At 53.7% G+C, this 26,862-nt stretch carries 24 protein-coding genes; 23 read left to right on the top strand and 1 reads right to left on the bottom strand.

Annotation, left to right across the window (positions count from 1 at the left end; all coding sequences use genetic code 11):
- The first annotated feature begins 15 nt into the window (after positions 1–15).
- Genes FSY59_RS13635 through FSY59_RS13590 form a run of 10 tightly spaced genes read left to right on the top strand, consistent with a single transcriptional unit; the run spans position 16 to position 11,016 of the window.
- The gene (locus FSY59_RS13635) at positions 16–1,443 is read left to right on the top strand and encodes a mannose-1-phosphate guanylyltransferase/mannose-6-phosphate isomerase (RefSeq protein ID WP_148729255.1); all 1,428 of its coding nucleotides are present in this window, start codon (positions 16–18) and stop codon (positions 1,441–1,443) included.
- Positions 1,444–2,724, top strand: coding sequence for a lipopolysaccharide biosynthesis protein (locus FSY59_RS13630; protein WP_148729127.1), 1,281 nt, complete (start codon positions 1,444–1,446; stop codon positions 2,722–2,724).
- The gene (locus FSY59_RS13625) at positions 2,703–4,049 is read left to right on the top strand and encodes an oligosaccharide repeat unit polymerase (protein WP_148729126.1); all 1,347 of its coding nucleotides are present in this window, start codon (positions 2,703–2,705) and stop codon (positions 4,047–4,049) included. The genes FSY59_RS13630 and FSY59_RS13625 overlap by 22 nt, the downstream gene beginning before the upstream one ends.
- Positions 4,046–5,227, top strand: coding sequence for a glycosyltransferase family 4 protein (locus FSY59_RS13620; RefSeq protein ID WP_148729125.1), 1,182 nt, complete (start codon positions 4,046–4,048; stop codon positions 5,225–5,227). Before FSY59_RS13625 ends, FSY59_RS13620 begins: the two co-directional genes overlap by 4 nt.
- Complete coding sequence (locus FSY59_RS13615) at positions 5,217–6,254, top strand: glycosyltransferase (protein ID WP_148729124.1); 1,038 nt, start codon at positions 5,217–5,219, stop codon at positions 6,252–6,254. Before FSY59_RS13620 ends, FSY59_RS13615 begins: the two co-directional genes overlap by 11 nt.
- Positions 6,244–7,104, top strand: coding sequence for an SDR family oxidoreductase (locus tag FSY59_RS13610; protein WP_148729123.1), 861 nt, complete (start codon positions 6,244–6,246; stop codon positions 7,102–7,104). Before FSY59_RS13615 ends, FSY59_RS13610 begins: the two co-directional genes overlap by 11 nt.
- A 24-nt stretch (positions 7,105–7,128) precedes the next feature.
- Complete coding sequence (locus FSY59_RS13605; protein WP_148729122.1) at positions 7,129–8,172, top strand: polysaccharide biosynthesis protein; 1,044 nt, start codon at positions 7,129–7,131, stop codon at positions 8,170–8,172.
- A gap of 4 nt (positions 8,173–8,176) precedes the next feature.
- Positions 8,177–9,307, top strand: coding sequence for a non-hydrolyzing UDP-N-acetylglucosamine 2-epimerase (wecB, locus tag FSY59_RS13600; RefSeq protein WP_148729121.1), 1,131 nt, complete (start codon positions 8,177–8,179; stop codon positions 9,305–9,307).
- 15 nt (positions 9,308–9,322) lie between these two features.
- Complete coding sequence (locus FSY59_RS13595) at positions 9,323–10,513, top strand: glycosyltransferase family 4 protein (RefSeq protein WP_148729120.1); 1,191 nt, start codon at positions 9,323–9,325, stop codon at positions 10,511–10,513.
- A 2-nt stretch (positions 10,514–10,515) separates the two neighbouring features.
- Complete coding sequence (locus tag FSY59_RS13590; RefSeq protein WP_148729119.1) at positions 10,516–11,016, top strand: WbuC family cupin fold metalloprotein; 501 nt, start codon at positions 10,516–10,518, stop codon at positions 11,014–11,016.
- On the opposite strand, the gene FSY59_RS13585 is transcribed toward FSY59_RS13590, so the two are convergent.
- A complete protein-coding gene (locus FSY59_RS13585; RefSeq protein WP_148729118.1) occupies positions 11,002–12,111 on the bottom strand; it encodes a glycosyltransferase in 1,110 nt (369 codons plus the stop codon). The genes FSY59_RS13590 and FSY59_RS13585 overlap by 15 nt on opposite strands.
- A gap of 150 nt (positions 12,112–12,261) precedes the next feature.
- Between FSY59_RS13585 and argB the strand changes: the two genes are divergently transcribed.
- The 13 genes from argB to FSY59_RS27540 all read left to right on the top strand — a co-directional run.
- Positions 12,262–13,161, top strand: coding sequence for an acetylglutamate kinase (gene argB, locus FSY59_RS13580; RefSeq protein ID WP_043006795.1), 900 nt, complete (start codon positions 12,262–12,264; stop codon positions 13,159–13,161).
- Positions 13,162–13,318: 157 nt separating this feature from the next.
- A complete protein-coding gene (locus FSY59_RS13575) occupies positions 13,319–14,038 on the top strand; it encodes a response regulator transcription factor (protein WP_003051054.1) in 720 nt (239 codons plus the stop codon).
- 129 nt (positions 14,039–14,167) lie between these two features.
- Positions 14,168–15,667 (top strand): sensor histidine kinase, encoded by a 1,500-nt coding sequence (locus FSY59_RS13570; RefSeq protein WP_043375252.1) that lies wholly within the window; start codon positions 14,168–14,170, stop codon positions 15,665–15,667.
- 175 nt (positions 15,668–15,842) lie between these two features.
- Entirely contained in the window at positions 15,843–16,538 is a 696-nt protein-coding gene (slmA, locus tag FSY59_RS13565) for a nucleoid occlusion factor SlmA (RefSeq protein ID WP_019044025.1), read from the top strand.
- Positions 16,539–16,724: 186 nt separating this feature from the next.
- Positions 16,725–17,531, top strand: a complete 807-nt coding sequence (locus FSY59_RS13560; protein ID WP_043375246.1) for a TetR/AcrR family transcriptional regulator — start codon at positions 16,725–16,727, stop codon at positions 17,529–17,531.
- A gap of 75 nt (positions 17,532–17,606) precedes the next feature.
- On the top strand, positions 17,607–19,403 hold the full coding sequence (locus tag FSY59_RS13555) for an acyl-CoA dehydrogenase C-terminal domain-containing protein (RefSeq protein ID WP_003051062.1): 1,797 nt from the start codon (positions 17,607–17,609) through the stop codon (positions 19,401–19,403).
- An 88-nt stretch (positions 19,404–19,491) separates the two neighbouring features.
- Positions 19,492–19,935 (top strand): DUF2147 domain-containing protein, encoded by a 444-nt coding sequence (locus FSY59_RS13550; protein WP_003051064.1) that lies wholly within the window; start codon positions 19,492–19,494, stop codon positions 19,933–19,935.
- Between the two features lie 192 nt (positions 19,936–20,127).
- The gene (locus FSY59_RS13545) at positions 20,128–22,530 is read left to right on the top strand and encodes a 3-hydroxyacyl-CoA dehydrogenase/enoyl-CoA hydratase family protein (RefSeq protein ID WP_148729117.1); all 2,403 of its coding nucleotides are present in this window, start codon (positions 20,128–20,130) and stop codon (positions 22,528–22,530) included.
- Between the two features lie 180 nt (positions 22,531–22,710).
- On the top strand, positions 22,711–23,907 hold the full coding sequence (locus tag FSY59_RS13540) for an acetyl-CoA C-acyltransferase (protein ID WP_003051067.1): 1,197 nt from the start codon (positions 22,711–22,713) through the stop codon (positions 23,905–23,907).
- 14 nt (positions 23,908–23,921) lie between these two features.
- A complete protein-coding gene (locus tag FSY59_RS13535; RefSeq protein ID WP_148729116.1) occupies positions 23,922–24,887 on the top strand; it encodes an alpha/beta fold hydrolase in 966 nt (321 codons plus the stop codon).
- Between the two features lie 37 nt (positions 24,888–24,924).
- Positions 24,925–25,758, top strand: a complete 834-nt coding sequence (locus tag FSY59_RS13530; protein ID WP_003051071.1) for an acyl-CoA thioesterase II — start codon at positions 24,925–24,927, stop codon at positions 25,756–25,758.
- Positions 25,759–25,804: 46 nt separating this feature from the next.
- Positions 25,805–26,599, top strand: coding sequence for an enoyl-CoA hydratase (locus tag FSY59_RS13525; protein ID WP_148729115.1), 795 nt, complete (start codon positions 25,805–25,807; stop codon positions 26,597–26,599).
- A gap of 34 nt (positions 26,600–26,633) precedes the next feature.
- A partial coding sequence (locus tag FSY59_RS27540; RefSeq protein ID WP_222864295.1) for a hypothetical protein occupies positions 26,634–26,862 on the top strand: 229 nt, incomplete at its 3' end.

The raw sequence follows: 26,862 nt of genomic DNA, 5'->3' as shown, positions 1-26,862 counted from the left end.
TTCATGGATAAAAAGATGATTGTTCCCGTTGTTCTGTCCGGCGGCGCTGGCACACGGTTATGGCCTGTCTCTCGTGAAGGCTTCCCCAAGCCCTTTATGAAACTTGCAGATGGCGAGAGCTTGCTGTTGAAGACCTACCGTCGTGCAGCAGCGGTCGCTGAGGGCAGCGCGCTGATGACAGTCACCAACCGGGACTACTTCTTTATGAGTAAGGACGAACTGTCCTTACTTGGACAAGGAGCTACAGGGAAATTCTTGTTGGAGCCTGTGGGGCGTAACACTGCGCCTGCGATTGCGTTGGCGGCAATCGCTGTTACTGCGGAGTACGGTCGAGATGCGGTGATGTTGGTCATGCCTGCAGATCATTTGATTCAAGACCAAGAACGCTTCGTCGAAGCTGTTTCGGCTGCGCGGATTAGCGCAGAGGCCGGAAAACTTGTGACTTTTGGCATTGTTCCCAGCACGCCAGAGACTGGATTTGGCTATATAGAAACTGGTGAAGCATGTGCCGCAGGTTTTAAAGCGGCACGTTTTGTGGAAAAGCCGTCTTTAGACATCGCGCGCGAATACGTCTCCTCTGGAAATTTTTTGTGGAACTCAGGGATGTTCTGCTTTCAAGCAGGTGTATTTCTTGATGAACTGGCATTACATGCTCCCGATGTCGAAAATGCAATCCAAGTATGCTGGAATGCTATGGAGAAAGGGAAAATTCATGGAGAGATGCTCGATATTCCCGCGCAAGCGTTTAGTCAAGTACCAGATATTTCGATTGACTATGCAGTCATGGAACGCTCCAATAATGTCGTAGTAGTTCCCGCCAATATCGGCTGGAATGATATTGGATCTTGGGCTGCGGTTAGCGATTTGTCCACTCCTGACCAAAATGGAAACCGATCGACATGTGATGATGTCGTGTTTGTTGATAGCCATAATACTTATGTGCACAGCCATGAGCGTCTAGTGGCTACGGTCGGTGTACACGACCTGATGATTATCGATACGCCAGATGCATTGTTGGTTGTCAACACTTCGCGCGCGCAAGACGTAAAGAAAGTCGTCGCTAATCTGAAAACAAAAGGACATCAAGCCTATAAATTGCATCGCACAGTAAGTCGCCCTTGGGGTAGTTACACAGTGCTTGGGGAGGGGGGCCGTTTCAAGCTGAAGCGTATTGAAGTCAAGCCGGGTGCGAGCCTAAGTCTGCAAATGCACCATCATCGAAGCGAACACTGGATTGTGGTAAGTGGTATGGCTAAGGTCGTTAATGGCGACAAAGAGTTTTTCGTGCGCGCAAATGAATCTACCTATATTCCGGCGGGATGCCAGCATCGATTGGAAAATCCCGGGATGCTAGACTTGGTAATAATTGAGGTTCAAAGCGGAGACTATTTGGGAGAGGATGACATTGTCAGATTTTTTGATCAATACGGAAGAGTTAATTAGGTGCCTAAAGTAGTAAAGCAATCGGTTATCTCGGATGGACTCTGGTTATTGATTTTAAGTATATTTGCTGGTGCAGGTCAGTTAATAGGGGTTAGACTTTTAACTGAAATATCTCCTGCGGAAATATTTGGACAATTTAGTTTAATACTCGGAATTATTATACTTATTGCTAATGGATTCGTTAATCCAACAATGCAAGCAGTGTTTACCTATTATCCGAAGTTTTCAAAGAAAGGAGAAGTTAATGACTTGTGGGAAATAACGCAAAGTCAAGTATCGAGGCTACTGTTTTTTTTGTCACCCGTATTGTTAATTTTATCAATAGCGTGCCTGCTATTTGGCTACCTGACGATAATTGATTTAATTTTTGTTGTATTTTTGATTTTTTTTGAAGTCTTGAGACTTGAGCATGTGACCTTTCTCAATGCAAAGAGGTCCCATAAAGTCAGTTCAATTTGGATTGTCTGTGATTCATGGTTGCGCCCCTTATTCGGTGCGGGAGTTGTATATATTTTTGACAGCAGCTTGACGGCTTTGCTTGCAGGGTCATTGGTTGGTGCTGTTCTATCATATTTCTTTGTGAAGAGCTTTCTAGATAAAGATTTTAAAATAAGAATAGTCAAATCAAAAATTGAAGGCAATTCTCTTAATCAAGAAATATGGATATATACATTGCCTTTGTTGCCTCTGGGGATAATTGGCTGGATTTCAGGAATGTCTGACAGATATATTATAGGGGGCTTGCTAACTGCAACTGATGTGGGTTTGTATGTGGCTATTTACAGTCTGGCAAGCAAACCCATATTAATGATGGGATCGGTCGTTGAGTCAGCAATAAGGCCTGTTTATGTTGCAGCTGTAATTGAGAAAAATTTTAGGCAGCAGAATAAATATATTATTGCGTGGGGTTTTTTGATTACTGCCGGGGTATCTGTCGCTCTCCTTACTGCATACTTCTTCCAGTCCTATATTGCACGTTTATTTCTGGGAGAGAGTTATAGAGATGCTGCACATTTGCTCCCTTGGATTATTGCTGGTAATGGATTACTTGTTCTATCCTATGTGGCGAATAGAATTTGTTATACGCATAAAAATACCAGAGCTATTTTGGTAACTGAATTTTTTGGTGCTCTTATATCTGTTGGTGTGGGCATTCTATTTATATATCATTATGGATTAAGTGGGGCTGCGATAGCGGTTCCGATCTATTTTGGGGCGCAGTGCCTTATCGCTTTTCTATTTGCGAAAAAACATATAAAATGGAAAGTAAAACAGTATTAATAAGGGCTAATTATAGTGGTGGAACTATAATTTTTCTGTTGCTTCCCATATTTTTTATATTTTTACTTTCATTTTATGCGGATAGTCTGTATCCGTATTTTTTTGTTGTGTTTTTGCTTTTTTTTCTATTGTTTATAATAAAAAAAGGTGATGTATTCGATATTTTGTTTTATATAAGTGTGACTTTGTTTGTTGGGGTTCCTTTGATTTCTTTATTGAAGTGGGGGAGCTTTAATACTTTTATTGGTGGTGATTTCCGTGAAATCTTTGTAGAAAGGAAAACAGTTAATTATTCAATATATTATCTGATTTTATGTATTTTCGGATGGTGGATTGGATCTATAGTGAAATTTAAAATAAAAACAATAAAAATTAATTCTTTGCAACCGGACTTTGTTGTGAGAAGCGCTATTGTTTGGTTTTTCGGGTCGCTATTTTTTATGATTTTGATTAGTTTTTTGTTTGATTATAATATTGCGGGGCGCTCGACAAATCTTGGGAATTCAGGAATTTACTATTATGCATTTCCGATAGATTATTTGGCATGCCTCATAAGTTTTGCCATCGGTTTTGATGATGCTTCTTTTTTGAAGTACAAAAAAACGCTGTTAATTTTGATTTCTGGCTACGTACTATATAAATTGGCATGTGGCTGGAAAAGTCCATTGCTAAATATCTTCTTATCTTTTTTCTTTGGATATGCTTCAAGGAAGAAATACAAGGAAATTTATAAGTTAATTCTTCCGTTAGTAATATTGTTGCTGATTTATGTATTTTTGTTGAATCCCATTGCTAATTACGTCCGGGGAGGCGATGGTAGTACTTCATCCAATATTTATGATATTAATCCATTCTCCAATAGATTGACTGAGGGAACGTTCTTTGGTGTTTCTTTAATTGAAAATAATTTAGTTAGGGGTGTTTTTTCTTTTGGATATTTGATTTTTGATTTTTTGGAAAGGATAGTTCCTGGAAATCAATTTAACCAGAAGCCATTGGACTTCTATATTGCCCAAGAGTTACTAGGTCAACACGATTCGGTGCAGAGTACATTTGCGCCTGGAATTCTAGGAATGCTTGCAATTCTAGACGATGCACTTTTATGTGTTATCTATGGATTTTCATTTAGATTTTTAATTAATTTCTTAATATTGTTCGTATGTAAATCAAATAATATACTTTTAAAGTATTGCTTGTTAGGGAATCTTCCCGCATTAATTATATATCTATGTGCAGATGGGTATTATGGGGGGGTTGAAAAGATGATTATATTCTCCATAATAATATACGTATTTAGCTATTTTGCAGGTCAGAGGAAAATATGAAAGTACTTTTTGTCGTCGATGAATTTCCATTCCCTGCTAGAAATGGCGTGACTATCCCGGTTGCGAACTTCATTAAGCAATTTCATTCGAGGGGATATTTGGTTGACTTACTGTATTTTGATACAGGCGACAATTATCCGATTGATGCTGGTCTAATGCCATTCATTAATTATTTTCATAGAGTTCTATTAACACGAAAAAATAAATTCAGAGGCCTCTTCAATGAATTGCGTGGACATGAAGCAATTTTCGAGAGCTGGAATTTAGCTGGTGAGAAAGAGCCTCATCAATTTCTCACGTCTTATGATTTGATATGGGCTAGTCCAATTCGTCCTTTTGCTCTGTGGTTAAAATTCAAGAATGAATTACGAATAGACGCGAAAGATACGATTGCATCAGTTAATGATTCCTATGAATTAACTTTGCGTGCTCTATCAAAGAAAAAGAATAATTTCTTACTCAGGAAGCTTTATAGTTTGAGAGCTTCTGCAATGTCTTCTATTGAGAGTGGCTTGTTGGAGAAGGCGAGTTTTGTGGCTGTTCAGTCTCAGAAGGAAGTCGATTTCTTTGAAGAGAAAAATAATAAGAAACTCAACGTAATCGAACTCAAAAATGGTGTTTCTGAGAATTATTTTTTCGGTAATTCAGATAAAGAATATGATTTAATATTCGTTGGGACTTTGGATGATTTCTATAAAAATTCCTTAAATTGGTTTATTAATAATGTTTATTCTAAATTGAGTAAACCTCGTCCATCTTTTATAATTATTGGCAAAGGCGCAACGAATAAAGACATAGAATTATTTAAGAGTTTATCGATAGAATACATACCTTTTGTTGATGAACTGGATTCATTCTATTTTAAATCCAAGATACTTGTTGCCCCTATATTCAAGGGCTACGGGACAATCAATAAGGTGCTTGAAGCGATGGCTTCAGCATGTGTTGTTGTTGGCGATGAGACCGCGTTCAATGGGATTGAGGGATTTTTGGATTCTACTCATGGACTGGTTGCCAACTCCGAATCTCAATTTATTGAAAAGATTAAGCTTGTTCTGGAAAATAAAGAACTCGCAAGGGAAATTGGGGAGAGTTCAAGAAATTTAATGATGAAAAATTTTTCATGGAATAGCAGAGTGGAGAAATTCTTGGCGTTGAATAAAGTATATGAAAAATAATAATATAGTATTTGCTCCAAATATCCATGCTGGTGGAGGTGCTGTTCTATTGAATGATTTAATCAAGAGCGCTAAAAGCTATGAGATAAGATATTACTTGGATTGCCGATTTAAGAAAATAATTTGTATTGATGCAGATGATAAAAATATTACTTGGGTAAGGACAGGGATTTGGGGGCGGCTTCTTTCCGAGGTGGATCTTTGGATGTCCTCTTCTAAGGGGGCAAGGGTCTTATGCCTCAATGGAATTCCTCCATTAATAAGTAGTAATGCTGGTATTTTTTTGTTTATTCAAAACAGAATTATTATAGATAAAGTTGACTTAAGTAAATTTAAGCTAAAAACCAGAATTCGTATCTCGATTGAAAAATTATTGTTTTCTTTCTTAAAAAAGAAAGTAAATACTTTCTTTGTGCAAACGGCTTCAATGAGAAATCTTCTTTTAAAGAGGGTTAACCAAAAAAGACAACACATAAAAATTTCACCATTTGGATATCTGAAGGTAGATCACTCCAGGAATATAAAAAATGACTGGGACTTTGTTTATGTCGCCGATGGTGAGGCGCATAAGAATCATTGTAATTTATTTTTAGCTTGGAAGATATTGAGTGAAGAGGGGATTTATCCGAAATTGGCTATTACATTAAGTGATAGGGATTCACGGATCAAGACTTTGCTCGATGATTTGATAAAAGAACACAAACTAAAAATTGTTGATTTGGGCTTCGTTCCACACAAGGATATAAGTTCTTTGTATAAATCATCTCATGCCTTAATATATCCTTCTCTTCTGGAGTCTTTCGGATTGCCGTTGGTGGAAGCCAGTATTTTAGATGTACCTATTGTGGCATCAGAGCTTGATTATGTTCGAGATGTTTGTGCTCCTGTTCAAACTTTTGATCCGAAGTCTCCTTTGTCAATAGCTCGTGCAGTCAAGAGGTTTATGCAATATAAAGAGCCAGATTTTTGCTTCGATTCCCCTGCTGCTTTCCTACATCAAGTGTTTGAGGTGAGACATGACGTATAAAATTCTTGTAATTGGAGCTTCTGGAATGCTGGGAAGTTCTATTTTTAGATTCTTATCACAGTTTTCTTCTTATGAGGTTTGGGGGAGTGTGCGTTCCTCAGATTCTTCTTTGTTATTTCCTAAAGCGATGCGATCGAGGATCGTTTCGGGTGTGGATGTTGAGAGTTCAGATAGCCTGATTGGTTTATTCTCCTCTGTCAAACCAACTTTGGTTATTAATTGTGTAGGTTTGGTAAAGCAGCTATCGGTGTCGAAAAATGCATTGGCAGCAATTCCAATAAACTCTCTATTGCCACATCGTCTGGCTTCTATGTGTGAGATGGTTAATGCTCGACTAATACACTTCAGTACTGATTGTGTATTCTCTGGATATCGAGGGATGTATACTGAAGGTGATATCCCTGACGCTCAAGATATGTATGGCCGAAGTAAATTGTTGGGAGAGGTTGACTATCCACATGCAATTACTCTAAGAACTTCAATCATTGGCCATGAGTTGAGTGGCGCGCGTAGTCTTGTTGGGTGGTTCCTTTCTCAGCAAGGGGCTGTGAAGGGTTATCGTCGCGCGATATTTTCTGGTCTTCCTACCGTAGAAATTGCGCGCCTAATCCATAATCACGTTATTCCCCACCCAGAAATTAGTGGTCTTTATCACGTGTCAGCCGAGCCAATCAATAAGTTTGACTTATTGGAGATAGTGGCAAAGGTTTATCAAAAGGATATAGAAATCCTACCAGATGATCATTTGCTTATTGATCGCTCATTGGACTCAACGCGATTTCGCAATGCGACAGGGTTTCAGCCAGCTCCTTGGCAGGATTTAGTGCAAGCTATGCACGATTTTCATTAATATCAATATTCAGAAGATTAATCTATGTTCAAAGATAAAGTCTTGTTGATTACCGGTGGGACCGGTTCATTTGGTAATGCAGTGTTGCGTCGATTCTTAAATTCTGATCTTCGGGAAATCCGTGTCTTCAGTCGCGATGAGAAGAAGCAGGACGACATGCGCAAGCGATACAACAGTCCAAAGCTGAAGTTCTATATTGGCGATGTACGTGATGCACGCAGCGTGGAGCAAGCCATGCGCGGCGTAGACTATGTTTTTCATGCTGCGGCGCTCAAGCAGGTGCCTTCATGCGAATTTCATCCGATGCAGGCAGTACGAACGAACGTACTAGGCACGGAAAACGTGCTGGAAGCCGCCATCCAGGCTGGCGTCAAGCGTGTGGTCTGCCTCAGCACTGACAAGGCTGTGTATCCCATCAACGCCATGGGAATCAGCAAGGCCATGATGGAAAAGGTCATGGTCGCGGCTAGCCGTAACCTGGAGAATACCAATACTGTTATTTGCGGCACTCGTTATGGCAATGTGATGGCCTCACGAGGCTCGGTGATTCCTCTATTTGTGGATCAGGTGCTGGCAGGAAAACCAATTACAGTGACGGATCCATCCATGACCCGTTTCATGATGACACTGGCGGATGCTGTGGATTTGGTTCTTTATGCCTTTGAGCACGGCAACAACGGCGATATCTTTGTACAAAAAGCACCGGCTGCGACGATTGACGTGCTGACCACTGCAATTCTGGATCTCATGCAAAAGCCAGATTATCCTGTGCATGTGATTGGAACGCGTCATGGAGAGAAGTTATATGAGGCGCTCTTGAGTCGTGAAGAAATGGCCTGTGCCCAGGATATGGGGGACTATTTCCGCGTTCCACCAGATGGCCGTGATCTGAATTATGGTAAATATTTTGAAGAAGGTGAGCAACGTCGCACACAAAGTGCACACGGAGAAGACTACAACTCCCACAACACAAACAGACTGGATGTAGAGGGAATGAAGGCGTTGCTGCTGAAGCTTGATTTCATGCAGCGCATTGCGCGTGGTGAGCAGGCCGTTGCGGAGGATTGATAACATGAAAAAACTAAAAGTGATGACGGTAGTGGGTACACGCCCAGAGATCATCCGCCTCTCGCGTGTGATGGCGCGAATCGATGAATACTGCGACCACGTTGTGGTGCATACTGGTCAAAACTATGACTATGAGCTGAATCAGATCTTCTTCGACGACCTTGGGATACGTAAGCCTGATCATTTTCTGAATGCAGCTGGCGGTGGTGCTGCCGAGACCATCGGGAAGGTGATCATCGCGGTCGATGGTGTGTTGGCAACAGAGAAACCTGATGCACTGTTGGTGCTGGGGGATACCAACAGTTGCATGGCAGTGCTGCCTGCCAAGCGGCGCAAGATTCCGGTATTCCATATGGAGGCCGGTAACCGCTGTTTTGATCAGCGAGTGCCGGAGGAGATCAACCGTCGTATCGTTGATCACACGGCTGATGTAAATCTGACTTATAGCTCTATTGCACGGGAGTGTCTTTTGAGTGAAGGTTTGCCGCCGGATCTTGTGATCAAGACGGGTAGTCCGATGGCTGAGGTTCTAACTCACTATCAGCCTCGAATCGAAGCATCTGATGTGCTTGGGCGCTTGGGGCTGACGGCCGGTCAATTCTTTGTGGTTAGTGCGCATCGCGAAGAAAATGTCGACTCTGATGTTAACTTCCGTAAACTGGTGAACTTGTTGAATTCGGTTGCGGAGAAGTACGAATTACCTGTAATTGTTTCTACGCACCCGCGTACACAGAAACGAGTAGATGCAATAAGCGCGACGTTTCATCCCAAGGTGCAATTGCTCAAGCCGCTTGGCTTTAGTGACTACATCAAGCTTCAGCTATCGGCGAAGGCTGTCCTGTCGGACAGCGGCACGATTACTGAAGAGTCATCCATTCTGAACTTTCCTGCATTGAACCTGCGCGAAGCACAGGAACGTCATGAAGGCATGGAAGAAGCTGCGGTGATGCTGGTTGGCTTAGAAGAGGACCGAGTGTTGCAAGGACTGGCGATCTTGCAGGATCAGCCGCGCGGCGACGCACGACTGTTGCGCCAAGTAGCAGACTACAGCATGCCAAATGTAAGCGACAAAGTGCTCCGTATCATTCACAGCTATACTGATTATGTGAATCGGGTAATCTGGAAAAAGTACTAAAACTGGTTTTGATTGATGAAAATAGCCCTGATCGCTGACACTTTTCCTCCATTGCGGAGTTCAGGGGCTGTTCAGCTCAGGGATTTGTCGCGCGAGTTTGCTGCGCAAGGCCATCAATTGACGGTAATTCTTCCATCATGGGAGATCAAGGAGGACTTTCTTCTTGAGGAGATGGAAGGCTTTCAGGTCTTGAGGCTGAAGTCCCCCAAAACCAAGGACGTCAATTACGCAAGAAGAACCTTGTCAGAATTCCTGATGCCATTTTTCATGAAGAGGGGCTATAAAAAGTCCCCTTTGCGTCACGAAAAATGGGATGGCATTGCTTGGTATGCCCCTTCCATATTTCATGCGCCTTTTGTCAATGACTTGAAGAAAGCCAGTGATTGCAAAGGTTATTTGATAATAAGAGATATCTTCCCTGAATGGGCTGTTGATATGGGATTGATGGGAAGGGGACCTATTTACCGTTTCTTCAGCGCAGTGGCCCGCTATCAATATTCTGTGGCCGATATCATCGGCGTTCAAACTCCTGGGAACATCGCATATTTTGAGGATTGGAAGAAGGGCCAGGGAAAAAAGCTGGTGGTGCTTCAGAACTGGCTTGCGGATACGAAGCCGGGTAGTTGCTCGATATCGATCAATAGGACGACTCTGGCCGGTCGAAAGATATTTGTGTATGCAGGGAATATGGGCGTCGCTCAGGGAATGGATATCCTGATAGATCTGGCAGAAAAACTTAAAGATCGTCGCGATATTGGATTTTTGTTTGTTGGTCGTGGTAGTGAGGCCAAAAGGCTGGCTGAGGAATCTCGGAGAAGGTCTTTGGATAACATGGAATTCAAGGATGAGATCCATCCTGATGAGATTCCTGCACTTTATGAGCAATGCTTCGCAGGTATTGTTTCTTTGGACCAGAGGCATAAATCCCACAACATTCCCGGGAAATTTCTTTCATATATGCAAAGCGGCATTCCCGTTCTGGCAAACATAAACCCTGGCAATGATCTTGCGGAGATCATAAGGAGCGAAGGTGTTGGTGTGGCTTGCGAGAGCGCTGACATCCTGGACTTAGAGCGAAAGGCTAATGCTTTGATCAATTCTGTCGAGACGGATGCCGATTTTCAGAAAAGATGTAGAGCTGTATATGAAAAAATGTTTTCGCCTTCGCAAGCTGTGAGACAAATCGTTCAGGAACTAGAAAGATAATAATGTCGGTACGAGTTTTCTCTGGGGATTTGATGGGCTCATTGATAGATGAGGCTAAATCCAATCCCAGAAGGCGAAAGCACAAGAACCTGCACGCTGACTATCAGGAGGCATGCCAGCGATTCTTCAATGCGATTGAGCCCGATAGCTATCTAAGGCCTCACTGCCACGGCCCCTACCAGGGGGCAGAGACTCTGATTGCCATCAAGGGTTTGCTGGCTTTCATGGTGTTTGGAAGCAAAGGGGAAGTGCAGGCTGTTCACCTATTCGGCGCAGGAAATCACGCAGAGGAGCTGGACGTGGCCGTGGGGGTCGAGGTTCAGCCGGGGCAATGGCACACAGTCATTTCACTTGAAAGCGGCTCTATATTGCTCGAAATGAAGGGGGGCCCCTTCGATCCTGACGCTCCGAAGTATTTCGCTTCCTGGGCTCCCGAGGAAATGACTCAGGAAGGTCAGATTTACCTGGAGGCCTTGAAGAAGCATGTGTCACTTCCTGGGTAGCCATCTAAAGAATGCCAGCTTTCGATAGAACATCAAATAGCATAAAGAGCTGAATATGAAAGACGCGGCAGTCAATAGTTTGCTTTGATAGGTCAGGACTGCCAATGTGCAGGGGATTGCTGCATAGATCCAGAGAAAAGGCGCGGTTAACCCATTTTGCATAGGCTTTGAAAAATTGGAGAATATTTTTCGTGCCCAGCGTTTGTTGGCCAGAGAGTGCAGGTGAAAGAAGTCCGGCTCAGTTGGACTATAGCCTTCTCGTAGAGATCGCCGCAAAATGCTAAAGCCTACTTCAATAATAGGGTAAGAGCAAATCAGCAGGCTGGTCCATGGGGAAACAGAATGATTGCGTTCAGGAAGTAGAACGGCAATCCATGCCAATGTGAATCCCAGAAAATAGGCCCCGCCATCCCCCAAAAATATCTTTCCCTTTGGCCAGTTGACAAAAAAGAAACCAGCAACAGCGCCCGCAATGATCAAGCAGGTAAAGGCAAGAGGGATATCCCCCACCAGCCTTGCGATGATACCGAAGGCGGCAAGAATAATCATTGCGGTGCCCGCTGTAAGACCGTTCAGGCCATCGATGATGTTGATGGAGTTGGCAACCCCACCAACAGCGATGGCTGTAAATATCACGGAGATGATGGTAAAGCCCAGTAAGAAATCAAGGCCAGGAATATCGACGTGGGTGAGCGATGTTCCTGTGATGCCCCAGCCTAGAACGCCAGAGGCCATGGTGGCTAGGAGACGGATTTTTACCGATACTTTTTTTGTCAAATCTTCCAAAAGGCCAAAAATGAAAGCGGGTATCCCTGCCATGAGGATGGCACTGAGAATCATTCTCTTCTCTGCGGCAGCTGCATCATGGCTCGAGGCTGCGAAACCTGCAAAGACGCCTATGGCAATACCGATGCCTCCAATTCGTGGAGTCGGGGTGGTGTGAACCTTCTGTACCCCACTACTAGAGTCCATGGAAAAGCTCCCATGCCATTTTTGGGTGGTAACCAGCAACACGCAAGTAATAAACGAAGCCAAACCTGCAAGAAACGCGTCATACCTGAATAACTCTTGAACAGAGAAAATAATCGAATTCATGGAGTGAGTGGATGTGGAATCGTTTTAAGTTTTATATCGAGAGGGTAGCTGACTCGGGGAAGTTGGCATCTTGCTCGTCTCCAAGAGCATTTGCGGCACAATGCAGCCCATCTGACTTGAACATTGTCCCACGGGACAGAGCCTTGATCTATGACCACCATTGACACCACCACCCAGATCGCACCCCGCGACAAAGCTGAAATCCTGGCGCAAGCGCTGCCCTACATCCGCAAGTTCCATGGCAAGACCATGGTCATCAAGTATGGCGGGAACGCGATGACCGATCCTGCCTTGCAGGCCGACTTTGCGGAAGATGTGGTGTTGCTCAAGCTGGTGGGGATTAACCCTGTGGTGGTTCATGGTGGTGGACCTCAGATCGAGGCGGCGCTGGGCCGTCTTGGCAAGAAGGGTGAATTCATTCAGGGCATGCGTGTCACGGATGAAGAAACCATGGAAGTGGTGGAGTGGGTGCTGGCCGGCGAGGTTCAGCAGGACATCGTGGGTCTGATCCATCAGGCGGGTGGCAAGGCCGTGGGCCTGACGGGGCGTGATGGCGGCTTGATTCGTGCCAAGAAGCTCAAGATGCTGGACAACAAGGATCCAAGCATCGAGCACGATGTGGGTCAGGTGGGCGATATCGTTGCGATTGACCCCAGCGTGGTGAAGGCGCTGCAGGACGATGCTTTCATTCCGGTGATCAGCCCTATCGGTTTTGGTGAAGAGAACGAAAGTTACAACATCAACGCTGACGTGGTTGCAAGCAAACTCGCAACAGTGTTGCAAGCTGAAAAGCTGGTGCTTTTAACCAACACTCCGGGTGTGCTGGACAAGGCGGGCAATCTGCTGACGGATCTGACAGCGCGCGAGATCGATGGTCTGTTTGCCGACGGCACGATTTCCGGCGGAATGCTGCCCAAGATTGCCGGCGCCCTGGACGCTGCCAAGGCCGGCGTGAATGCGGTGCACATCATCGATGGACGCGTGCCGCACTCCATGCTGCTGGAAATCCTGACCGACCAGGCGTATGGCACGATGATTCGCAGCCATTGACGAGCCTGTCTGGCCCTGACATGTGCTTGTGCTTGCCGGCTGACTTTTCGCAGAAGGCGTTAACATCGCTGCAGGGCTTTCCCGGGCGGAGCCGTGCTCGAGACTCTGCCGCAAGCCGCCTTTGGGCGGCTTTTGTTTTTGAGCGAGGTAGGACTTTATGCGTTTGCTTCTGGTGGAAGATGATGTGATGGTGGCCAGCGGTATCAAGCTGGGTCTTTCCGATGCCGGTTATGCAGTGGATTGGGTGGGCAGTGCCGAGCGCGCACTGGAGGTGCTGGCCCAGGAAGCGTTTGACGTGGCGGTGATCGATATCGGCCTGCCGGGCATCAATGGCCTGGAGCTGACGCGGCGCCTGCGCAGCAGCGATGTGGAGAGCAAGGCCATGCCGGTGCTGATCCTCACGGCGCGCGATGCGTTGCAGGATCGGGTGCAGGGCCTGGACTGGGGCGCCGACGACTATATGGTCAAGCCTTTCGAGCTGCCCGAGTTGCTGGCGCGCCTGCGTGCGCTGATGCGCCGCTCCCAGGCGGCGACTTCGGCGGTGCTGAACTTCGGCTGCATCGAACTGGATACGGCGGGCCGTCGCGCCGGCGCACGCCAGCTGCCTCAGGAAGGCGAAACCGAAGGTCGCCTGCTGCCCATCGATCTGGGGCCGCGTGAATGGACGGTGCTGGAGTATCTGCTGCTCAATGCTCCCAAGCCCGCCAGCAAGGAAAAGCTGCTGCAGGCCCTGACCGGCTGGGACCGTGAAATCACCCCTAATGCCGTGGAAGTTTATGTGTCCCGCCTGCGCAGCAAACTGGAGCCGCATGGCGTGGCCCTGCGTTCCATTCGCGGCTTCGGTTATCGGCTGGAGCTGATGCCCGAATCTGTTTGATTCTCTATTTGATAGCTGCTTGCGCCCGATTGATATGGGATTTGGTTATTTATATAGCTGAACTGGTTATTAATGAAGCGCTTGCAGCTATGAAAATGGAATACTCAAAGTTTCATTAAATAAGCATTAATGACCGCCAATCTGCGTTTTCGGCTGCTGGTTCTGCTTTTGGTGCCGCTGATGCTGCTGGCGGCCATGGGCGGCTGGTTCAGCTACAGCGCCGCGGACGAGGCGTCCACCCAGCATGACCAGCGTTTGCTGCGCCTGCTGCCGGCCCTGGCCGACTCGGTGCTCGCGCCTTCGATTGCGGACGGCACGCCGCCGCTGGTGTCGCTGACGCCCAGTGTCGAAGATTTTTTGCGCAATCAGGGCGACGAAGCCGGCTATGCCGTGGGCGATCTGCAAGGCAATGTGGTGGCCGGGGATGCCTGGATCAGCTTCGATGTGCCGGCGACCGGCACGGCGGAATTCCATAGCCAGGAGCATGACGGGGTGACCTATCGCGTTGCCGTGCTCAAGGCCGAAACCTATGGCGCCGGCGAAATGGTCGTCATGCTGGCTGACAGCAGCGATGTGCGCCAGCAATGGGTGCGCCAGCTGCTGATGCATGTGCTGCTGCCCAATCTGCTGCTGATCGCCGGCGCGGCCGTGGCCATTTACTGGTCGGTGAGCCGGGCCTTCAAGCCGCTGCACAAGCTGACCCAGGCGGTGGAGCGCCGCTCGCCGCGCGATCTGAGCCCGATTGACGAGCAGACTTCGCCGGCCGAGGTGCGGCCCCTGGTGCGCTCGCTCAATCGTCTGTTCTCGCTGGTCAATGCGCAGGCCGAGGGCCAGCGCCGTTTCGTCGCCGATGCGGCTCATCAGCTGCGCACGCCGCTGGCGGCCCTGCAGACCCAGGTGGAAGCCTGGGCCCTGAGCGGGCAGGAGGCCAGACGCCTGGCCAAGCGGACCGGGGAGCCGGCACAGGTCGTGCTCACGGTGGAGCAGATCGAGCAATTGCGTGATGCAACGCGGCGCACCTCGCAGCTGGCGCGTCAGTTGCTGGCCCTGTCGCGTGCCGATGCGCGCAATGCCGAGGTGCAGCCGCTGCAGGAGGTGGATCTCAAGGAACTGTGCGAGAGCATGCTCGAGACCTTTATCGATCGCGCGTCGATCAAGGAGCTGGACTTCGGTCTGGAGGTCGAGCCGGCATCGGTCTGGGGCCATAGCTGGTTGTTGCGCGAACTGGTTTCCAACCTGGTGGAGAACGCCATCAAATACACGCCCCGAGGCGGCAGCGTCACCTTGCGCTGCGGTCTGCGCTCGCGGCCCGTGGGCACGGACGACGCCACCCTGCTGCAGATGGCGGGCGTGCAGCAATGGGCTTTTGTCGAGGTAGACGATGACGGACCCGGCGTGCCCGAGGAAGAGCGTAGCCAGATTACCCAGCGCTTTTATCGCGCTCAGGGCGTGGTCGAAGAGGGAACCGGTTTGGGCCTCGCAATTGCGGACGAAATAACGCAATTGCATCAAGGTGTACTGAGTTTTGCAGATGGAAGTTTCGGTAAAGGCTTATTAGTAAGACTTGAAATTCCGGTTCAATCAGTTTCAGAAGGCATTCATGCGGTATCTGAAGCTCTCAAAGGTTAATTTCTCGGTTACGCTTGCGTGTTGGTGAGAGCGGGGGTGAAAGTTGGGGTGGAGACCGCAAGCCTGCTGTTTATTAAGGTTGGTTTGACGCACCTGACGCCTGCCGGTAAGGATAGTCGTGTGCTTAACAGTGCAACTGGCTGTGAGAAAATTGCTAATAAATACTGAGTCGCCTATGTCTGAGTCTGAAGTCCTGTCGCCTGTTTCCAATATTGAAAATCCCGCGGAGGACAGTCCTGCCGCTCCCGCCATGGCTCCCGCGCGCAAGCGTCCCAAGCCCGGCGAACGCCGCGAGCAAATCCTGCAGGCACTGGCCTCCATGCTGGAAAAGCCGGGTGCCGATCGCATTACCACGGCGGCCCTGGCAGCCCATTTGAGCGTGAGCGAGGCAGCGCTGTACCGTCACTTCGCCAGCAAGGCCCAGATGTTCGAAGGCCTGATCGAGTTCATCGAACAGTCCGTCTTCACGCTGGTGCAGCAGATCGTGGGCCGCGATGTGCCCGAGGCTGCGCATGACCCGATCACAGGCGTGCGCAATGCCAACCGCGTGGTGGCATTGCTGCTGCAGTTCGGTGAAAAGAATCCCGGCATGGTGCGCGTGATGGTCGGCGACGCCATTGTTTTCGAGCACGAACGTCTGCAGACCCGCATGAACCAGTTCTTCGACCGCATCGAGTCCACCTTGCGTCAATGCCTGCGTCCCGCGGCCGGCGCCATGGGTTCTGCTGCGCCGACGGCCGAGGCATCGGTCGCGGCCAGTGTGCTGACTTCATTTGCGCTGGGCCGTCTGCAGCGCTATGCCCGCTCGGGCTTTCGCCGTCTGCCTACCGAGCATTTGGATGCCAGCCTGGCCATGATGGTGGTGGTCTGAGTCCCTTCCCGGACACTTCTTCAAGAACGCCGCAGTCCCCGGACTGGCGGCGTTTTTTATGGCTATCGAGCAGACAGAGCCGGTGAAAAACCGAGCAAGAAAAGCCTAAGTATTTACCCTTGACGAAGTCAAAACGGGCTGGAAACTGTGCAAAATAGAACGAACGTTCGTTTTATTGAGAGTTTCATGGCCTCGTCTCCCGTTTCCCGTTCTTCCACTTCTCCCGCAGCCAGGGACGCGGCGCATAGGGCCGGCCGTTCGGGGCAGCACGGAGAGGCCGGGCCCGCGAAGACCAGCGCAAAGTCTCGCAAGCTGCACGCCCCGGCGCAAGCTGCGGTTAGCCCCAGTAAGGCTGTCGAGGCCGCCGCCGTCCGGTCTGCGGGCCGCTCGCTCGCCAAGGGGCAGCAGACCAAGGCCACGATTGTGGAGGCGGCACTCAATCTGGCAACCCATATCGGGCTGGAAGGCCTGTCCATTGGCGCGATTGCCGAGCTCACGGGCATGAGCAAATCCGGCGTGTTTGCCCATTTCGGCTCGCGCGAGGAATTGCAGATTTCCGTGGTGCACGAGTACCACGACCGTTTCGAGCAGGAAGTCTTCTACCCGGCCATCGAGGCGCCACGCGGCATTCCGCGTCTGCGCGAGCTGTTTGGCAACTGGATGAAGCGCACTTCCATGGAGATCGATTCCGGCTGCATCTATATCAGCGGGGCGGTGGAGTTCGACGATCGTACGGGGCCGGTGCGCGATGCGCTGGCCGAGTCCGTCAGCACCTGGTTGGCCGCCATGCGCCGCACCATCGTGCAAAGTCAGGAATGCGGCGATCTGCGTGCCGATGCGGACGCCAGCCAGTTGCTGTTCGAGATTCACGGCCTGATTCTGGCCCTGCACTACGAGGCCCGCTTTCTGCACAGCGAAGGCTCGATCGAGCGGGCCCATGCAGGCTTCAACAATATTCTGGCGCGCTATGCCAGCGAGCCGCCGGCCGCCTGAGGCCGTCCGCAACCCGCGTCAGTTCACAACCCAAAAGCAAACCGTTCAACGCGCAACCCTCACAGGAGACGACCCATGCCCAGCTACAACCCGCCACTGCGTGACATGCAATTCCTCATGCACGAGGTCTTCAAGGTCACCGAGACCTACCAGCAGATTCCCAAGTACGCGGAGGTCGATGCCGACACCATCAACGCGGTGGTCGAGGAGGCGGGCAAATTTGCGGCCAATGTCGCGTTCCCCTTGAATATCTCCGGCGATGAAGAGGGCTGCACGCTGAACAAGGAGACCCACGAGGTCACCACGCCCAAGGGCTTCAAGCAGGCGTATGCGCAGTTCATCGAAGGCGGCTGGCCTGCTCTGTCCTGCGATCCGGAGTATGGCGGCCAGGGCCTGCCCTTCGTGCTCAATTCGGCGCTCTATGAAATGCTCAACAGCGCCAACCAGGCCTGGACCATGTATCCGGGCCTGTCGCATGGCGCCTATGAGGCCCTGCATGCCTACGGCACTCCGGAGCAGAAGAAGATCTACCTGGGCAAGCTGACCAGCGGCGAGTGGACCGGCACCATGTGCCTGACCGAGCCCCATTGCGGCACCGACCTGGGCATGTTGCGCACCAAGGCCGAACCTCAGGCAGACGGCAGCTACAAGATCACCGGCAACAAGATCTTCATCTCGGCCGGCGAGCATGACTTCACCAGCAACATCGTGCACCTGGTGCTGGCGCGTCTGCCCGATGCGCCCCCCGGCTCCAAGGGCATCAGCCTGTTCGTGGTGCCCAAGTTCAAGGTGAATGCCGATGGCTCGCTGGGCGAGCGCAATCCCATCTTCTGCGGTGCGCTGGAGCACAAGATGGGCATTCACGGCAATGCCACGGCCCAGATCAATATCGACGGTGCCATCGGTACCCTGGTGGGCGAGCCCAACAAGGGTCTGCAGGCCATGTTCGTGATGATGAACGCGGCCCGCCTGGGCGTGGGCAACCAGTCGCTGGGGCTGACCGAAGTGGCCTACCAGAATGCGCTGGCCTATGCCAAGGACCGCCTGCAGATGCGCAGCCTGTCGGGCGTGAAGGCCAAGGACAAGCCGGCCGATCCCATCATCGTCCACCCCGATGTGCGCCGCATGCTGCTCACGGCCAAGGCCTATGCAGAAGGCGGTCGCGCGTTGTCCACCTTCTGCGGTCTGCTGCTGGACAAGGAGCTGCACCACCCCGACGAGAAGGTGCGCAAGGACAGCGGCGAGCTGGTGGCATTGCTGACGCCCATCGTCAAGGCCTTCATCACCGACAACGGCTGGACGGCGACGACGCTGAGCCAGCAGGTCTTCGGCGGCCACGGCTTCATCAAGGAATGGGGCATGGAGCAGTTTGTGCGCGATGCGCGCATCAACATGATCTATGAAGGCACGAACGGCATCCAGGCGCTGGATCTGCTGGGCCGCAAGATCCTGGGCAACCAGGGGGCGACGCTCAAGAAGTTCGGCAAGCTGATCGCCCAGCTGGTGGAGGAAGAAGGCGTCAACGAGAAGATGAGCGAGTTCATCACGCCCATCGCCGTGCTGGGCGAGCAGATGACCAAGTTCACCACCGAGATCGGTTTCAAGGGCATGCAGAACCCCGACGAAGTCGGCGCCGCCGCCGTGGACTATCTGCGTGTGGCCGGCCATCTGGTCTTCGGCTACCTGTTTGCCCGCATGGCCCAGGTGGCGCTGCGCGAGATCGCGGCCGGCAATGCTGATCCCTTCTACCAGGGCAAGCTGCAGACCGCGCGCTTTTACTTCGCCAAGCTGTTCCCCGAGACGGCGACGCTGATGCGCACTGCTCGCGCCGGCAGCCACTCGCTGATGGACACCGACGCGGCCCTTGCCTGATGTTCCGCAGGCGCGTGCTGTTTTTGCTATTTAAAGAGTAGCTGCATGCGCTTATTCATCCCTTGTTTTGAATATGAAGGACTCGGAAATGAAGAAGATAAAAGCGGTAGCAGCTCTTGTATTGGTAGCGGGCAGCCTGTCGGCCGCCTGGGCGCAGATGTCGCCCGTAGGTACCTGGCGCAGCATGGATGAAAAGGAAAACACGCCCAAGGCGCAGGTGAAGATCTCCGAGGCCGGCGGCGTGGTCACGGGCAAGGTCGAGGCCCTGCTGCGCAAGGGCGCGGACCCGAATGCACTGTGCACCGAGTGCAAGGACGAGCTCAAGGACAAGCCCGTGGTGGGCATGACGCTGATCAGCGGCGTCAAAAAGGTCGAAGGCAGGGAGGTCTGGGAAGGCGGCAGGATTCTCGATCCCGAAAACGGCAAGACCTATGCCGTGCGCCTGACGCCCATCGACGAAGGCCAGAAGCTGGAAGTGCGTGGCTCCATTGGTCCTTTCTGGCGTACCCAGACCTGGATCCGCGTTCAGTAATTGAAATGAAGCCCCCTGAGTCGCTGCACCTGGACGCTTGCCCCGCTCTTTCGCGCTACGCGCTGGTGGAGGGGGGGCAGCCCTCGCTGCGGGGCGGTGCGGCCGGCTCAGGCCCTTGCTCGGCTGCCCTGACCTGGGGCGCGCCAGTTTCATGCGCTGTGCGCATTATGAATAACTGAAATGAATGCAATCATGTCCCGATTCAATGTGAAAAAAGTCGCTGTGCTGGGCGCGGGCGTGATGGGTGCGCAGATCGCCGCCCATCTGGTCAACGTCAAGGTGCCGGTCATTTTGTTCGACCTGCCCGCCAAGGAAGGCTCCAAGAGCGGCATTGCAGAGCGTGCCATTGCCAATCTGAAGAAGCTCAAGCCTTCGCCGATCGGCGTGGCCGAGGATGTGGAGCTGATCCAGCCGGCCAACTACGAAGAGCATATGAAGCTGCTCAAGGGCTGCGATCTGGTGATCGAGGCCATTGCCGAGCGCATGGACTGGAAGCTGGACCTGTATCACAAGATCGCGCCCTTCGTCGCCAAGCATGCGCTGCTGGCGTCCAATACCTCGGGCCTGTCGATCACCAAGCTGTCCGAGGCCTTGCCCGACGCCATCAAGCCGCGCTTTTGCGGCATCCACTTCTTCAACCCGCCGCGCTATATGCAGCTGGTGGAGCTGATCAACACGCCCACCACGCAGGCCGAGGTGCTGGACCAGCTCGAAGCCTTTGTCACCAGCACGCTGGGCAAGGGCGTGGTCCGTGCGCACGACACGCCCAACTTCATCGCCAACCGCATCGGTATCGCCGGCATGCTGTCCACGATGAAGGAGGTCGAGAACTTCGGCCTGTCCTTCGACGTGGTGGACGACCTCACGGGCAAGAAGCTGGGTCGCGCTTCCTCGGGCACCTTCCGCACTGCAGACGTGGTGGGCCTGGACACCATGGCCCATGTCGTCAAGACCCTGCAGGACAATCTGAGCCTGGAGACCGATCCCTTCTATGGGAGCTTCGGCACGCCGCCCGTGCTGGCCAAGCTGATCGAGCTGGGCAACCTGGGCCAGAAGACCAAGAAGGGCTTCTACAAAAAGGTCGGCCGCGACATCTTCCAGTTCGAGCTCGACAGCGAGGACTACATTCCCGCAGGTGGCAAGGCCGATGAGGTTTACGGCCGCATGCTCAAAAAGCCCGCTGCAGAGCGCCTGAAGCTGCTGCGCAATGCCGAGGGCAAGGAGGGCCAGTTCCTCTGGGCCATTTTGCGCAACAGCTTCCACTATGCCGCCGTGCATCTGCAATCCATTGCCGACTGCGCACGCGATGTGGACCAGGCCATGCGCTGGGGCTTCGGCATGAAGCAGGGCCCGTTCGAGCTGTGGCAGGAAGCCGGCTGGCTGGAGGTGGCCAAGATGGTCCAGGAGGACATCGACGCCGGCAAGGCGCTGTGCAAGGCGCCGCTGCCCCAATGGGTCTTCGAAGGTCCGGTGGCCGAGGCCGGCGGAGTGCACACCGGCAATGGCTCGTGGAGTCCTGCGCAGAACAGGTTCGTGCCGCGCCGTGTGCTGCCGGTGTACGAGCGTCAGTTGTTCCCCGAGAAGCTGCTGGGTGAAACCGATCTGCCCGACTGGCAGACGGCTGGCACGACGATTGCCGAAACCAGGGCGCTGCGCACCTGGACGCTGGACGGCAAGGTCTTGATCGCCAGCATCAAGAACAAGATGCACGCCATCAGCCCCGAAGTCATGGAAGGTCTGATGGAGGCGGTGGATACGGCCGAAAGCGACTTCGACGGCATGGTCATCTGGTCCGGCGATGCGCCCTTCAGCGTGGGCGCCGACCTGGAGGCCACCATGCCTGCCTTTGTGATCGGTGGAGCGGACGCCATCGAGAGCATCGAGCAGGAGCTGCAGAATCTGATGCTGCGCCTGCGCTACGCACAGGTGCCCGTGGTGTCTGCCATTCACGGACTGGCGCTGGGCGGTGGCTGCGAGATGGCGGTGTACTCGGCGCGTCGCGTCGCCCATATGGAAAGCTATATCGGTCTGGTGGAAGTCGGTGTGGGTCTGGTGCCCGGCGCCGGCGGCCTGACCTATATCGCGCGCCGTGCTGCCGAAAATGCCGCCACCAGCACCGGCAAGGATTTGCTGCCCTTCCTGACCGAAGGCTTCACGGCCGCGGCCATGGCCAAGGTGGGCACCAGCGCGCTGGAGTCACGCAAGCTCGGCTATCTGCTGGACAGCGACATCGTCGTGGCCCATAAGGACGAGGTGCTGTTCGTTGCCATCAACGAGGCCAAGGCCATGGCGGCCGGCGGCTGGCGTGCGCCGCACAAGCGCAGCTTCCCCGTGGCGGGCCGCAGCGGCCAGGCCACGATCAAGGGTTCGCTGGTGAATATGCGCGACGGCGGCTTCATCAGCGAGTTCGACCAGCATATTGCGGGCCTGATCGCCAATGTGGTCTGCGGCGGCGATGTCGATGCCGGCACGCTGGTGGATGAGGCCTATCTGATGAGCCTGGAGCGCAAGGCTTTCTGTCATCTGATTGCTCACCCCAAGACCCATGAACGCATTCTGGGCATGCTCAATACCGGCAAGCCGGTACGCAACTGATTCGATATGAGCATCCCCCTGAGTCGCTGCGCGCCTTCCCCTTTCTCTCGCTTTGCGGGAAGGGGAACGCCAGCAACGCTGCGGGGCGGCCCTTGCTCGCTGGCTGCGGGTATGCGCCGCGAAGTAATTGAAGCCTTGCACACAGGTTGAAGAGCTAAGAGACAACCAAGGAATTTGGTCATGAAACAAGTACAAGACGCCTATATCGTTGCTGCCACGCGCACGCCCATCGGTCGCTCGCACAAGGGTTTTTTCCGCAACTACCGTCCCGACGATCTGCTGGCCACCACGCTCAAGGCGGCGCTGGCCCAGGTACCTGGCCTGGACCCCAAGGCGATCGAGGACATCGTCTGCGGTTGTGCGATTCCCGAAGCCCAGCAGGGCCTGAACGTGGCGCGTATCGGTGCTGTCCTGGCGGGACTGCCCACCAGCATCGGCGGCATCACCGTCAACCGTTTCTGCGCCTCCGGTCTGTCGGCCGTGGCCATGGCAGCGGACCGCATCCGCGTCGGTGAAGCCGATGTGATGGTTGCTGCGGGCGTGGAGAGCATGAGTATGGTGCCCATGATGGGCAATGCGCCCAGTCTTTCGCCCAGCATCTTCGAGCGCGATGGCGATGTGGGCATTGCCTACGGCATGGGCCTGACGGCAGAGAAGGTGGCCCAGCAGTGGAAGGTCTCACGAGAGGCGCAGGATGCGTTTGCACTCGAATCGCACCGCCGCGCGATCGCCGCGCAGCAGGCCGGCGAGTTCGCAGCCGAGATCACGCCGATCGAAGTCACGGACCGTACGCTGAACATCGCCACGGGCGAAACCGTGGCCAGCACGCGCACCGTGAGTCTGGACGAAGGCCCGCGCCCCGATACCAGCCTGGAAGGCCTGGCCAAGCTGCGCACCGTGTTTGCAGCGCGCGGCACGGTCACTGCGGGCAATAGCTCGCAGACCAGCGACGGTGCGGGCGCGTTGATCATTGCCAGCGGCGATGCCGTCAAGCGCTTTGGCCTGACGCCGCTGGCGCGCTTTGTCAGCTATGCCAGCAAGGGCGTGCCGCCCGCCATCATGGGCATTGGCCCCATCGAGGCCATTCCCGCCGCGCTGCGCTACGCAGGTCTCAAGCAGGACGATATCGACTGGTTCGAGCTCAACGAGGCTTTTGCGGCCCAGTCCCTGGCCGTCATCAACACCCTCGGTCTGGACCAGAGCAAGGTCAACCCCATGGGCGGTGCGATTGCACTGGGCCATCCCCTGGGGGCAACCGGTGCCATCCGTGCCGCCACCGTGGTGCATGCGCTGCAACGCAAGCAGCTCAAGTACGGCATGGTGACCATGTGCGTGGGCATGGGTCAGGGCGCGGCAGGCATCTTCGAGCGCGTCTGAACGCCACAGCCGCCATGCATACCGCCCAGTCGCAAGCCTCTGTGCCGGTTCCGCTGCAAGCTGCCGTGCAATGGACGGAGATGGCCTTGCCCATCTCCGTGGGTTCGGCCCATCTGGCGCTGCGCCAGTGTCAGCCCAGGGCGGTAGCGCCGCTGGCGCAGGTGGTGGTGGCTGGCGCCATGGGCGTGCAGCAAAGCTATTACCAGGCCTTTGCCCGCTGGCTCGCGGAGCAGGGCTATGGCGTCACCACCTTCGACTACCGTGGCCATGGCCTGTCGCTGCAGGTGCCGCTGCGCGACGCCAGGGCCGACTTGCTGGACTGGGCCAGGGACTGCGAGCTGGTGGCAGCGCAGCTCAAGCAGCAGTTTCCCGAGCAGCCGCTGATCTGGATCGGCCATAGCGTGGGCTCGCAACTGCCGGGGCTGGCTTCCATCCCCCTGCCCATCAACGGCTTGCTGTCCGTGGGCAGCGGCAGCGGCTACTGGCGCGACAACGCGGCGCCCACCCGGCGCATGATCAGGCTGTTCTGGTGGGGTGTCGCCCCGCTGGTCACGGCTTTGTACGGCGCGTTTCCCGGACGCAAGCTGGGCATTGTGGGCGATCTGCCGGCAGGCGTGATCTGGCAATGGCGTCGCTGGTGCCTGAATCCTCTGTACGCCATGGGGGTGGAGGGGCGCTGGGCGGCCGAGGCCTATGCAGCAGCCCACTACCCCTTGCATGCGCTGTATTTCGAGGACGACGAAATGATGTCGCTGGCCAGCGTGCAAGCGCTGGTGGATTGGTACAAAAGCGCGCCCAGCACGCTGGAGCGTGTGGACCCGGGACTGGCTCCTGCCGGACGCATAGGCCATCTGGGGTATTTCAAGGAAGAGATGCGCGAGCTGCTGTGGCAGCCCCTGCTGCCCTTGCTGCAGAGCTGGCGCAACGGTGATCGCGGCCCAGGCAAACCCTTGTTCGGGCCGCATGAGTCACCTGTTTGACGGCTTTCATTCCCGCCCTTGGACAACACTGCCAATCATGAGCACAGACCTACACCCCTTTGATCGTGCCGTGGCGCTGAGCGCTACGGGAGTGCCCAATCAGTACCAGGGAACGGCTTCGCCCGATTACTGGAATATGGTCGGCCCTTATGGCGGTATCACGGCGGCCAGCCTGGTGCAGGCCATTCAGCAGCACCCGCAGTGCCTGGGCGATCCGCTGTCCATCACCGTCAACTATGCGGCAGCCGTGGGGCCGGGCGCTTTCGAGATCGACGCCAGGCCGGTGCGTACCAACCGCTCCACCCAGCACTGGCTGCTGACCATCACCCAGCCCGATGCCGAAGGCCAGCCGCAGATCGTGACCACGGCCACGGCCGTGACGGCGGTGCGCCGCCAGACCTGGAGCGTCAGCGATATGCCCATGCCCGAGGTCCGGGCTGCTGCCGAGGTGGAGCGCGTGCCGCCGCTGTTCAAGGCCTCCGAGTGGCTGACCCGCTACGAGATGCGATTTGTGGACGGCATCCTGCCGCGCGAGGAGGACGGTGCCGAGCGCGACAGTCTGACGCGGCTCTGGGTGAGAGACAATCCGCCGCGTCCGCTGGATTTCGCGTCGCTGGCTGCGGTCTCCGACGTGTTCTTTCCGCGGGCGTGGCTGCGCCGTTCCAGGCGCGTGCCGGCGGGCACGGTGTCCATCACGGTCTACTTCCATGCCGGACGCGAGGAACTGGCCGAAGCGGGCGACGGACTACTGCTGGCGCAGGCGCGCGGGCAGGAGTTTCGCAACGGCTTTTTCGACCAGACGGCCCAGCTGTGGAGCCAGTCCGGCCAGATGCTGGCAACCAGCCACCAGATTGTTTACTACAAGGAATAGCGCGCCGAAACCGGCAAGCTGTTCACATCACTCACAAGGCAAGACCATGAGCAATACCGAGGATAGCCAGGACATCCTGGTACACACCGAAGAGGGCGTGTGCACCATCACCTTCAACCGAGCGGCGAAGAAGAACTCCTTCACCGAGGCCATGTACAGACAGATGGCGGATGCACTGGCGGCCGCCAAGCTCGACGCAGGCGTGCGCGTGGTGGTGTTTCAGGGCGATATCGCCATCTTCAGCGCAGGCAACGATATTGCGGACTTTCTGAAGCAGGCGGCCACCCCCGACGCCATGGGGGCTGATGCCCCCGTGTGGCATTTTCTGCAGGAGGTCTCGGCCTTTCCCAAGCCGCTGATTGCTGCGGTCTGCGGCCCGGCCGTGGGCATCGGCACGACGCTGCTGCTGCACTGCGATCTGGTCTATGCCGGCGACAACGCCGCGTTCTCGCTGCCCTTCATCAACCTGGGCGTATGCCCTGAAGCCGCTTCCAGCCTGCTTCTGCCCCAGATGCTGGGCTACCACCGTGCCGCCGAGGCCTTGCTGCTGGGCGAGCCATTCATGGCGGAAGCCGCACTGGAGGTCGGTCTGATCAACCGCGTGGTGCCTCCCAGCGAATGCAATGCCGTGGCTCAGGCCCAGGCCAGAAAGCTGGCGCGCAAACCCCTGTCCTCGCTGATCGAGACCAAGCGCCTGATGAAGGGCGGTCAGGCCAAGGCAGTGGGCGAGCGTATTGTGGAAGAGGGCGCGGTCTTCGCCCGCATGCTGCGTGAGCCCGCGGCCAAGGAAGCCCTGACAGCCTTCATGGAAAAACGCCACCCTGACTTCAGCCAATGCTGAAGTCAGGCATTGCGGCAGCAAGACGAGCGCAGCGATGGGTGGCGGTTTCGCCAAAAACGCCACCCTGACTTCAGCCAATGCTGAAGTCAGACATTGCGGCAGCAAGACGAGCGCAGCGATGGGTGGCGGTTTCGCCAAAAACGCCACCCTGACTTCAGCCAATGCTGAAGTCAGGCATTGCGGCAGCAAGACGAGCGCAGCGATGGGTGGCGGTTTCGCCAAAAACGCCACCCTGACTTCAGCCAATGCTGAAGTCAGACATT

The sequence above is a fragment of the Comamonas sp. Z3 genome (assembly GCF_008121565.1).
In the GTDB taxonomy this organism is placed as follows: domain Bacteria; phylum Pseudomonadota; class Gammaproteobacteria; order Burkholderiales; family Burkholderiaceae_C; genus Comamonas; species Comamonas brasiliensis.
The sequence above is the reverse complement of the archived record's forward strand: the minus strand, read 5'-3'. Positions and strand labels throughout refer to the sequence as shown.

Coding starts and splice junctions, on each gene's coding strand:
- FSY59_RS13595 (WP_148729120.1), top strand. CDS start 9,323: ATGAAAATAGCCCTGATCGCTGACACTTTTCCTCCATTGCGGAGTTCA.
- FSY59_RS13585 (WP_148729118.1), bottom strand. CDS start 12,111: ATGAATTCGATTATTTTCTCTGTTCAAGAGTTATTCAGGTATGACGCG.
- FSY59_RS13605 (WP_148729122.1), top strand. CDS start 7,129: ATGTTCAAAGATAAAGTCTTGTTGATTACCGGTGGGACCGGTTCATTT.
- FSY59_RS13545 (WP_148729117.1), top strand. CDS start 20,128: ATGTCCCGATTCAATGTGAAAAAAGTCGCTGTGCTGGGCGCGGGCGTG.
- wecB (WP_148729121.1), top strand. CDS start 8,177: ATGAAAAAACTAAAAGTGATGACGGTAGTGGGTACACGCCCAGAGATC.
- FSY59_RS13615 (WP_148729124.1), top strand. CDS start 5,217: ATGAAAAATAATAATATAGTATTTGCTCCAAATATCCATGCTGGTGGA.
- FSY59_RS13575 (WP_003051054.1), top strand. CDS start 13,319: ATGCGTTTGCTTCTGGTGGAAGATGATGTGATGGTGGCCAGCGGTATC.
- FSY59_RS13535 (WP_148729116.1), top strand. CDS start 23,922: ATGCATACCGCCCAGTCGCAAGCCTCTGTGCCGGTTCCGCTGCAAGCT.
- argB (WP_043006795.1), top strand. CDS start 12,262: ATGACCACCATTGACACCACCACCCAGATCGCACCCCGCGACAAAGCT.
- FSY59_RS13590 (WP_148729119.1), top strand. CDS start 10,516: ATGTCGGTACGAGTTTTCTCTGGGGATTTGATGGGCTCATTGATAGAT.
- slmA (WP_019044025.1), top strand. CDS start 15,843: ATGTCTGAGTCTGAAGTCCTGTCGCCTGTTTCCAATATTGAAAATCCC.
- FSY59_RS13610 (WP_148729123.1), top strand. CDS start 6,244: ATGACGTATAAAATTCTTGTAATTGGAGCTTCTGGAATGCTGGGAAGT.
- FSY59_RS13570 (WP_043375252.1), top strand. CDS start 14,168: ATGACCGCCAATCTGCGTTTTCGGCTGCTGGTTCTGCTTTTGGTGCCG.
- FSY59_RS13540 (WP_003051067.1), top strand. CDS start 22,711: ATGAAACAAGTACAAGACGCCTATATCGTTGCTGCCACGCGCACGCCC.
- FSY59_RS13560 (WP_043375246.1), top strand. CDS start 16,725: ATGGCCTCGTCTCCCGTTTCCCGTTCTTCCACTTCTCCCGCAGCCAGG.
- FSY59_RS13550 (WP_003051064.1), top strand. CDS start 19,492: ATGAAGAAGATAAAAGCGGTAGCAGCTCTTGTATTGGTAGCGGGCAGC.
- FSY59_RS13555 (WP_003051062.1), top strand. CDS start 17,607: ATGCCCAGCTACAACCCGCCACTGCGTGACATGCAATTCCTCATGCAC.
- FSY59_RS13620 (WP_148729125.1), top strand. CDS start 4,046: ATGAAAGTACTTTTTGTCGTCGATGAATTTCCATTCCCTGCTAGAAAT.
- FSY59_RS13635 (WP_148729255.1), top strand. CDS start 16: ATGATTGTTCCCGTTGTTCTGTCCGGCGGCGCTGGCACACGGTTATGG.
- FSY59_RS13625 (WP_148729126.1), top strand. CDS start 2,703: ATGGAAAGTAAAACAGTATTAATAAGGGCTAATTATAGTGGTGGAACT.
- FSY59_RS13525 (WP_148729115.1), top strand. CDS start 25,805: ATGAGCAATACCGAGGATAGCCAGGACATCCTGGTACACACCGAAGAG.
- FSY59_RS13530 (WP_003051071.1), top strand. CDS start 24,925: ATGAGCACAGACCTACACCCCTTTGATCGTGCCGTGGCGCTGAGCGCT.